The sequence below is a fragment of the uncultured Chloroflexus sp. genome (genome assembly GCF_938091255.1).
In the GTDB taxonomy this organism is placed as follows: domain Bacteria; phylum Chloroflexota; class Chloroflexia; order Chloroflexales; family Chloroflexaceae; genus Chloroflexus.
On the sequence record NZ_CALLJH010000008.1, the window covers coordinates 122,378 to 131,656 of the forward strand.

A 9,279-nucleotide genomic window follows, 5' to 3' on the forward strand; every position below is an offset into this window, starting at 1 on the left:
ACACGCGCACCTATCCCAACCACGCCATCCCGGCGATTAGGCAACCTCGCGGTAATCATCTAACGTCAACCGGATCTGTTGGATCAACTCGCGCGCCAGGCCACGTCCCAACGTAGCCTGTGCCGGCGCTTGCAAGCGAGGCAACAGTTCGCGCCATGCCTCGGCGTCAGCCGGAACATCACCGGCGAAGAGAGTATCCCATAACGGTTCGAGTCGATCACTGCCGACGACATCCGCGATGACACTGCGGATTTCCGCAGTGAGATCGAGCAAGCGCCGCCGCAAGATTACCATAGTCACATCATCGCTCAGCACGCCGTTTGTCCACGCCCGCACTTCATGCACGAGCGCAGCAGCCAGCGCGCGCGGTTTGCGCTGCGGTTGGGCCATGACTAACGCGGCCAGCCGCTCGAAGCCTAAGATTTGGCCATCGGCGCGCTCGGCTTCGATCAGGCCATCGGTATAGAGCAACAGGCTCTCACCGGGAGCAAGGGCGGCGCTTAACTCGGCATATTCGCTCTCATGATCCACTCCTAACGGCAACCCGCTGACTTCCAGCTCACGCAGCTCGTCAGTTACTATCAGTGGGAAGGTATGCCCGGCGTTAGCGCAACAGATCAGACCGCTCTGCGGTTCGAGCTGCAAGTAGAGCATGGTCACCATGCCATGCGGAATCTCGCTCAACACACCGCGATTGACAGCAGCCAACGTGGTCGCCGGATCAGCGTTACGGCGCGCCTCGTGCCGAAAAACGGTGCGGGCCACGGCCATGCGCAATGCGGCGGGCAAGCCCTTACCGCTGACATCACCGATCATGATGCCGTGCCGCCCATTGGCCAACGGCAAAAAGTCGTACAAATCACCGCCAAGATCGCGAGCCGGCAGCGAAATGGCCGTTACTTCCCAGCCGGGCAGATGCGGCGCCGCCTCTAACAACAAGCCCTGTTGAATATCGCGGGCCAATTGCAATTCTTGTTCGATCTCACGCGCCCGCCGCTGGGCCGCTTCATCAATGACCGGCGCTGGCATCGGCGGCGACGGTGGCGGATCGGGCGGCGCGGCGCTACGCCGTGCGGTAATCAGGCTGCGCGGGTGGTGTGCCAAGAGACTCGGCCACATCCGCCGCCGGATCACGAGTTCGGATAACACTCGACCGTTACGGGCAGCCATTTAACGCTCTCCCTCGAGCCGGTCTATCCAACGCCGGCAACTCTCGACCAGCCAATGGGCAGCCACACCTTCAAGCAGGTGATCGGGCGGTAACGCGGCCAACAATCGCTCCGCATTCCGGTATTCACGCACTGCATCCGTTATCCGTCCCGTTTGGCGGTAGCACTCGGCAAGGTGAAACGCCACCAACGGCGACTCGGTGCTCAAATAGCGCGCCCGTTCAAAATGGCGAATGGCCAACGGCAGTTGTTGCTGCCGCTCGTAAATCAACCCAAGCAAGATGTGCGCCTCAGTGACCAATGGATTCAATTCGAGGGCGCGGCGCGCTTCGGCCAGCGCCAGATCGAGATCGCCCCGATTAGCATGGGCCTGCGCCGCTAATGCCAACACTGCCGGTGCGTGGCGTCCGGCCAACGGTACGTGGGAAAACAAGTCGAGCGCCGTCTCAAGCTGTCCGCTGTCGATCAAGCGCCGGCCCTCGTTCACCACCGTCTCATCGGTAAACAATGGCGCACCCGTCACCGATTGCGTCGCGGGGCGTAAGCGCCCCGATCGAGGCGACTGGATGGGCCGCTTATCTGCCGACACAACTGTTGCGCGTTGCCGTGGCGGATCTTTCCGGTACAGAAACGCGCCATTAACCGCAACCGGACGCAATCGGTCAAAGATATTCCACAACGTTTCGGAAAAACCGAGGCAGAGGGTGCCGCCGTCGGCCAGAATGTCATAGAAGCGCGCCATCAGGGCGCGGCAGGTATCAAGCGAGAAATAGATGGTCACATTTTGGCAAAAGAGAATGTGCGTCCCGCGTGTAGCCGGCGGGAAGGGTTCCAGCAAGTTATGCTGCACCAACGACACCAACCGGCGCACCCGTTCGTGGACAGCCAAGCCATCTCCGGCAGGAACAAAGAAGCGCGCGCGCTGCGCTGGCGTCACATTAGCAAGCGCGCGTCCACGATACACGCCGTGGCGCGCCTTGTCAAGCGCGGTGGCGCTGAGATCAGTGGCCAGAATCTCGACCGGGCGCGGCAGCGGTTCCCCTAGCGCCTCGAGCGCGGCGATCGCAATCGAATAAGGTTCTTCGCCAGTCGCACAACCGGCACTCCAGATTTTGATCGGCGCTCCCGGCGGCAAGGTGGCGTGCAAGGCGGGCAACAAGGTTTTGCGCAGCGCCTCAATATGGGGCCGATTCCGAAAGAACACTGTCTCGTGATTGAGCAACAGCTCGGACAGTTGTTGTAATTCAGCGCGGTCGGCGCTCAGCACCAGATCAGCCACGTACTGTGCCGGCGCGCGCCGCACTACCTCGGCGCGCCGTTCGATCGCGCTGCGTAACGTCATCAGCCGCGCATCGTCAAGCACCACGCCGCAGTAGCGCGCCAACACATCGCGCAAGGTACTCAGCGATTCAGGCGGCACTGTCATACGATGCTCGCAGAAGCAGAGAACCGTTCACGCAACACGGCAAGAATCTGATTGGGCGACAAAACTAGTTCCGCCGCTCCTAATTCAATCGCCGCCCGCGGCATGCCGAAGATGGTGCAACTCGCCTCATCTTGGGCGATAGTCAGCCCGCCAGCCCGCCGGATAGCGCGCATGCCCACTGCGCCATCGCGCCCCATACCGGTGAGCAAGACCCCTACCGCACTCGCGCCGTACAATTCGGCAACTGCGGTCATGGTAATATCGATCGATGGTCGTTGGATCAGCAGCGGCGACATGCTCAGCCGCACCGTCCCATCAGGTTTAATCAACATATCAGCCCGATCAGGTGCAAGCAGGGCCACGCCGGGGCGTACCGGCCTCCCCTCGGCAGCCAGTTCGATCGGAATGGCACTTGCTTCGGCAAGCCATTCGGCCATCCCGGCGCCAAACCCTTGCGCAATATGCTGCACAACCAACACTGCCGCCGGAAACTGCGCCGGCAAGCCAGCTAATAATTGGCGCACAACCTTGGGGCCTCCCGTAGAAGCGCCAATCACGATCACTGGAAATTGACCGGGAGCGAGCCGCGGCCTACGCACGTGATGCGGCGTGTCAGCAAGCGCGTTGCCGATTTCAGGCGGTGGATGACGGCGACCGCGCAGATGAGTGACCACCTTCACCCGCGCTAGCAACTTCACGCGCCGGATCAACATCCGGCGCAGATGGTCAAGCGATCCACTATCGGTTAAGCTCGGCTTCTCCATGACCTCAAGGGCGCCGGCGGCCAACGCTTCAAATGAGGTATTGGCGTCTTTCCCGCTGACCGCAGCCGATAAGACCAGAATCGGTGTCGGATGGTAAGCCATGATCTGGCGCGTCGTCTCGACGCCATCGAGCACCGGCATGCGCACATCGAGCGTGATCAGATCAGGGCGAAGTTCGGCGGTCAGCGTGATCGCTGTCTTGCCATCACCAGCTTCACCGACAACCCGAATAGCCGGATCGCTTTCCAGCATTTGGCGCAACAAGCGCCGCATCAGCGCCGAGTCATCAACGATCAGGATGCGCAGCGGGTTGGTCATGGGTATCTACTCGCCGGGTATGCCGCCGATTGGCTACGCTGCTATTCCATATCTAATACCAACCGCACCCGATTAGGCAGATTGAGGAGATCGATGTCTTTGTTCAAATAATCATCAACGCCAGCCTCAAACGCAGCCCGTTTGTCATCCGACGAGGTGAGCATAATGATGCGCAAATCGTCAAGGGCCGGATTCTCGCGAATGCGCCGGCACACCTCGTAGCCATCAATGCCGGGCATCTGTACATCGAGCACCAGCAGATCGGGCGGCTCGGCGGCAATTGCCTCGAGTGCCTCTTCACCGCTATGCGCAAGCTGAACGGTGTAGCCGTACATTTCGAGCCGCATTTTGACAATATCGGTGACGAGACGGCTATCATCGACGACCAAAATGGTTGGCATAGCTACTCCTCGTGGCCGAGCAACTGCTGAATGACTTTCAGCAAGCTGTCTTGATTAAACTGGCTCTTCACGATGTAGGCCTGCGCCCCTGCTTCAAGACCGCGACGACGATGTTCTTCAGAGGCAAGGCTGGTAATTAGTACGACCGGCAGCTCCGAGAGGGCTAACTCGCGCCGGATCCGAGTCGTGAGGGTAAATCCATCGACACGAGGCATCTCGATATCACTTACTACCAGATCGTAGGTCGTGGAACGCAGCCTGTCAAGCGCATCGGCCCCATCAATCGCCACAGTTACCTCATAGCCGGCCGATTGCAGAATACTGCGTAGCAGTTCGCGCGTCGTGAACGAGTCATCAACCACGAGTAAGCGTGCTCGCCGCGATTCATCGCGCAGTGACTGGCTGAGCACTGGCAGCGCTGCCGCGCGCCGCGCGCCGCCTTCGATGAGTTGGAGCGGATTGATCAGCAAGGCGAGACCGCCATCACCGAGTTGCACCGCGCCACTTAAGGCCGGACGGCGGGCGAAGAGCGGGCCAAGCGGTTTGACAACCGCCTCGCGCTCGTCGAGGAGATCATCCACCAACAGGGCAATGCGCCGTTGGCGCGCATTGAGTAACAGCGCCGGCGCACGCGGATGGCGCACGAGCGGCGCGTCGACGTTCATGCCCAACAGTTCGGCCAGTGACAGCAGCGCTACGGTCTGCTGTTGATAGGCAATAGTCGGTTGGCCATCGATTAACTGTACCTGATCGCGCCGCACCCACAGAATACCCCGAATCGTCGCTGCCGGCAATGCTAACATTTGGCGACCAGCCTGCACCAACAACACCCGGCTAGTGATCAACGTGAGCGGGATGGTCAGGGTGACGGTCGTGCCTTGGCCTACGATTGAATCGACCCGTACCTGCCCGCCGAGTTCGATCAGATTGGCGCGGACGATGTCCATCCCAACGCCGCGACCTGAGATCTCGGTCACGGTGCGGGCGGTCGAAAAACCCGGCTGGAAGATCACATCCAGCGCTTCTTGCGTATCAAGTTGACGTGCCCGTTCGGCGCCCAACATCCCCAGCTCCACCGCTCGCTGGCGCACCCGTTCGGGATCAATCCCACGCCCATCATCGCGGATCTGGATGCGCACCTCATTGCCAGCCGACTCGGCGCTGATCTGAATCAAACCGACGGGCGGCTTCCCGGCGGCAACCCGCTCATCCGGCGCTTCTAGCCCGTGATCCACCGCGTTCCGCACCAGATGCACCAGCGGGTCACTGATCACTTCCAGCACCTTCCGGTCGAGTTCGGTCGTCTCGCCGCGGATCTCGATCGTCGCCTGCTTGTTCGTCGCCGCTGCCAGATCACGCACAAGGCGCGGCAGGGAATTGAAGATCGTCGCAATCGGCAACAGCCGTACTGCCATGACCTCTTGCTCAAGATCTTTGACCAGCATCTGCTGGCGAGCCAGATGGCGATCGAGCCGGTCGCTCTGGCGTTGCGCAAGATCGGCCAGCGCAGCCTGCGCGTCTCGCAACGTCGCCAAACGCGCATCCAGCGCCTGACGCTGGGTGGGTGAAAACCGCAACCGGGCCAATTCCCGTTCCAGCGCCTGCACCGCGCGCTGTTGGCGCTCCACCGCCTCTTGCAACCGATACAGCTCCTGCCCAACCTCTCCTAACCACTGCTGATTAACCGCCAACTCGCCGGCCAGATTAAACAGCCGGTCAAGCCGGTCAACTCGTACCCGCACGGTCTGGCGAGCTGCACGCGGTGCCGGTTCAGCCAGCGCCGGCGGTGGTTGCGGCGCGGCTGCCGGTGGTGATGACGGCGCGGCTGCCGGCTCAGCCGGGCTAGCGGCGCCTAACGCTTGCACAATCTCAGGCACGGCAGCCAGCGCCGGGGCCGGCATCTGGGGCGCCTCAGCCACCAACTGTCCAATCAGGTCGCCACCGCGCAGCAGCAAATCAGCCAATGGTCGATCCAGCGTACACCGTTCTTGACGGATCTCACCCAACACGTGTTCAATCGCATGCGCCACCTGCGCGATCGGATCGAAACCAAGCATGCGAGCCGCCCCCTTAATCGTATGTACCGCGCGAAAGGCACGATCTAACTCGCTGCGACGCAGCGTTTCGCCAGCTTGCCCCTCGATCGCCAGCAATGCATCGTTCAAGACGCGCAGGTTATCAGCCGTCTCATCACGAAATTGGGCGTAGAAACTTGTCAGATCCATACGTTGTCAGCGATCCCGCCACTGCGCGGGACGATCATTATCAATATTCGCAATCCCGTGCAGACGGGCCGCGATAGCAGTCAGCTTTGCGGCAGACTCGGCCATCTGGCGCGCGCTGAGCGCCGACTGACGGGCCACCTCGGCAATCTCGCGCATCGTCTCGACCACCTGCTCGCTAGCGCTCTGCTGCTGCGCCGTCGCTAGTCCAATCTCAGCGGCAGCCTGCGCAGTACGCTCAGCCACCATCACGATATTGTCCATCACTTGACCAGCGCGATGGGCCAATTCAACGCCACGCTCAACCTCTTTGCTGCCCTCTTCAGCCGCTAACACTGCGGCGCTGGTGGCTTGCCGAATCTCGGCAATCACTCCTTTCACCTCTTTTGCGGCAGCCAAAGTGCGATTAGCCAGACTCTTGACTTCAGCGGCGACAACAGCAAAGCGGCGACCGTATTCGCCGGCGCCAGCCGCCTCGATCGCTGCATTCAGCGCCAGCAGATGCGTTTCATCCGAAATATCGTCGATCAAATCGATAATCTCGCCGATCTGCTGCGAGCGCTCACCCAGACCAAGCACGCGCGCCGAAATATCCTGCACCCGCTGGCGGATGCGTTCCATCGCCTGAATACTTTGGTCAACTGCTTCTTGACCACTGCTCAGTTGCTCAAGCGTTTGCTGAGCCGCTTCCGAGACATGTTCGGCCGCTTGCGCAATTTGGCGAGCGGTGCTGCCCAACTCTTCAATTGTCGTCGAGACTTCCGAGACAGCACTGGCCTGCTCGCTGGCGCCGCCGGCCTGTTGTTGCGAATTGGCTTGCAGCTCGGCTGCCGCTGCTGCTAGCTCACTCCCCAACTCAACCTGCTGGATATTCTTCTCCATCAACGTTTCAGTATTGCGCAGCAGCTCTTCAGCGCGTGAATGCGACTCGGCCAGCGCCCGGCTCAAATCGCGGCTACTAAGCCATGCCAGCGTCCCGATCGCACTGATCGTCAGAATCAAAAAGAACGAATCAATGACTACATTATCTTCAAGAAACGGTTGCACCTGCGAAAACTGCTCAGCAAGCAGCAACCCCACATACACCAACACCCCGGCAAGGCTGACCAGCAACGTATCTCGCCCGCTACCGAGCAAGCCGGCGGTGACAATCGGCACAAACAGCACCACAACCCGCGCCCCATCAGCGCCGCCAAACAGCAAGGGCACCATCGCCGCGCCGGCCACCATCGCCAAAAAGAGCCACCGCCGGCCTAAAATAGTTTGCTGTTGCCGGACAAACCACGCTGCTACACCATACATCGCAAGGCCAACCAGTGTGACCAGACTAGCCAGCACCAAGGTGGTCAGATCAACGCGGCTCATGAACCACAAAACCATCCCAAATAGCCAAAAGACCAGCAGCACCGCAACGCTGACGATGATTAACCAGCGCAACATCACGCGATTTTCGCGTAAGGCCGAGAGTTCAGCAGACGAACCAACGGAGATTCCCGAATTCATAACGCTTCCTCAAGCATGAGCCAAATGAAGACCCAAAGCGAGATCGGCAGCCATCCGGCGCAGATCAAGGGCAATAACCGGCTGATCATCAAGCAGAGCCACCCCGTTGGCCCAAGGCAAGCGTAACCGGGCCGCTAGAAACGGCGCCAGCGGCATAATCACCGGCGTTTCAGCCAACAGATCAACCCGCGGCACCACGAATTCCACCACCCGCCGCCGCAAACCAATCGTGAGGGCATGCAACCGGCTCAATGCCGGCGGATCAGCAGGATCAAGCAGCGGCCCTAGGTGATGGCGAATAATGCGACGTCCACGCTCGTCGTGATCGGCCTGAGTGGCCAAACCAACGCTATCGACGTCGTGCTGCCGGCACACGTACCGGCGAGCAACGGTTTCGATGAGCAAGATCACGCTGCCTCCTGCACCAGCGCAAACAATGCAGCCGGATCAAGAATTGCCACCGGCTGATCATGATGGCGATAGAGGGCATGGATCACTCGTTGCGCCGGGCCGGCTACATGCACCGGTGGCGGCTCGATCTGCGATGGCTCGATCGCGATCAAATCATCCACGGCATCAACCAGCAACGCAGCGTCAATGCCGCTGTGATGCACCCAAATCAGGCGCGTGGCGCGATCGGGCGCAGCGGCGACCAGCCCCAGCAACAAGCGCAGATCAATGATCGCCAAAATCTGCCCACGCTGGTTAATCACACCGGGCAGCAGCGGCGGCGCCCCCGGCACCGGCGTCGGTAATCGCCAGCGGATAATTTCGCGCACCGACGCACTAGCCAGCGCATAGCGCTCGGCGGCGACCCGAAACAAAAGGTATGCGGTGCTGGCAACTGGTTGGGTCGGTGAGGTTTGCATACCTGATCGCTACGTTTCAGAAAAAGCGACATTACCGGCGATTATAACGTGTTTTGTGGCGGTTGACCAAATCTCTGTGCGCATGAGTTAGCTGTCGAGCGGAGAAGGGGAGATCAGTGGCGTGCGCGAGAGCAGCCGCTTTGGGTGTGAGCGCGAGTTACCAATACGTGCAGGATCAGCACTGCACAACTGCTAAAAGAACTTCACGCCTTAGCCGTTACAGAAACGTTCAGAGAGAACACCATATCCCTGCAACGCTTCTTGCGCGTGCGTCAACCACCAAGCTGCGGGCAGCAACGGGTAAAGACGCCAAGATCCTTGGAGCTGAGAAGAGAACCTTTTGCCACGAATGTATCCACTCTCAACACCCAGAAAAGACTCCTGCCCTAATTACAAGAGACGAACCGTATGCCACACGTATCTCAGAACTTCAACGGTACCTTCTCTTCCTCAAGCCACGACTCTTGCTTGGCCAACGCCTCGATAGGCTCGATAGGAAGGTCGGCTGGACGCGCATTTTCCAAGATTTGCTGATAGGGTTGAACCAGCTCCCACTGCGGGCCAACAATGTAGCCACCGCCGGATTCGGCGATGAGGCCCTGCTTCC

The 9,279-nt window shown here is 60.2% G+C and carries 9 protein-coding genes; all 9 read right to left on the minus strand.

The window, feature by feature from the left end; genetic code table 11:
* Positions 1–36 precede the first annotated feature (36 nt).
* Positions 37–1,170: a PP2C family protein-serine/threonine phosphatase gene (locus Q1A00_RS04580; RefSeq protein WP_298405220.1), complete on the minus strand. Its 1,134-nt coding sequence runs from the start codon at positions 1,168–1,170 to the stop codon at positions 37–39.
* Positions 1,171–2,595 (minus strand): CheR family methyltransferase, encoded by a 1,425-nt coding sequence (locus Q1A00_RS04585; protein WP_299755470.1) that lies wholly within the window; start codon positions 2,593–2,595, stop codon positions 1,171–1,173.
* A complete protein-coding gene (gene cheB, locus Q1A00_RS04590; protein ID WP_298482604.1) occupies positions 2,592–3,677 on the minus strand; it encodes a chemotaxis-specific protein-glutamate methyltransferase CheB in 1,086 nt (361 codons plus the stop codon). The genes Q1A00_RS04585 and cheB overlap by 4 nt, the downstream gene beginning before the upstream one ends.
* Positions 3,678–3,718: 41 nt before the next feature.
* Positions 3,719–4,078 (minus strand): response regulator, encoded by a 360-nt coding sequence (locus Q1A00_RS04595; RefSeq protein WP_298405228.1) that lies wholly within the window; start codon positions 4,076–4,078, stop codon positions 3,719–3,721.
* A 2-nt stretch (positions 4,079–4,080) separates the two neighbouring features.
* Complete coding sequence (locus Q1A00_RS04600; protein WP_298405231.1) at positions 4,081–6,303, minus strand: hybrid sensor histidine kinase/response regulator; 2,223 nt, start codon at positions 6,301–6,303, stop codon at positions 4,081–4,083.
* Between the two features lie 6 nt (positions 6,304–6,309).
* On the minus strand, positions 6,310–7,803 hold the full coding sequence (locus Q1A00_RS04605) for a methyl-accepting chemotaxis protein (RefSeq protein WP_298405234.1): 1,494 nt from the start codon (positions 7,801–7,803) through the stop codon (positions 6,310–6,312).
* Between the two features lie 9 nt (positions 7,804–7,812).
* A complete protein-coding gene (locus Q1A00_RS04610) occupies positions 7,813–8,214 on the minus strand; it encodes a hypothetical protein (protein ID WP_298490195.1) in 402 nt (133 codons plus the stop codon).
* Complete coding sequence (locus Q1A00_RS04615; protein ID WP_298405239.1) at positions 8,211–8,672, minus strand: chemotaxis protein CheW; 462 nt, start codon at positions 8,670–8,672, stop codon at positions 8,211–8,213. The genes Q1A00_RS04610 and Q1A00_RS04615 overlap by 4 nt, the downstream gene beginning before the upstream one ends.
* Positions 8,673–9,094: 422 nt before the next feature.
* A partial coding sequence (locus tag Q1A00_RS04620) for a hypothetical protein (protein ID WP_299755477.1) occupies positions 9,095–9,279 on the minus strand: 185 nt, incomplete at its 5' end.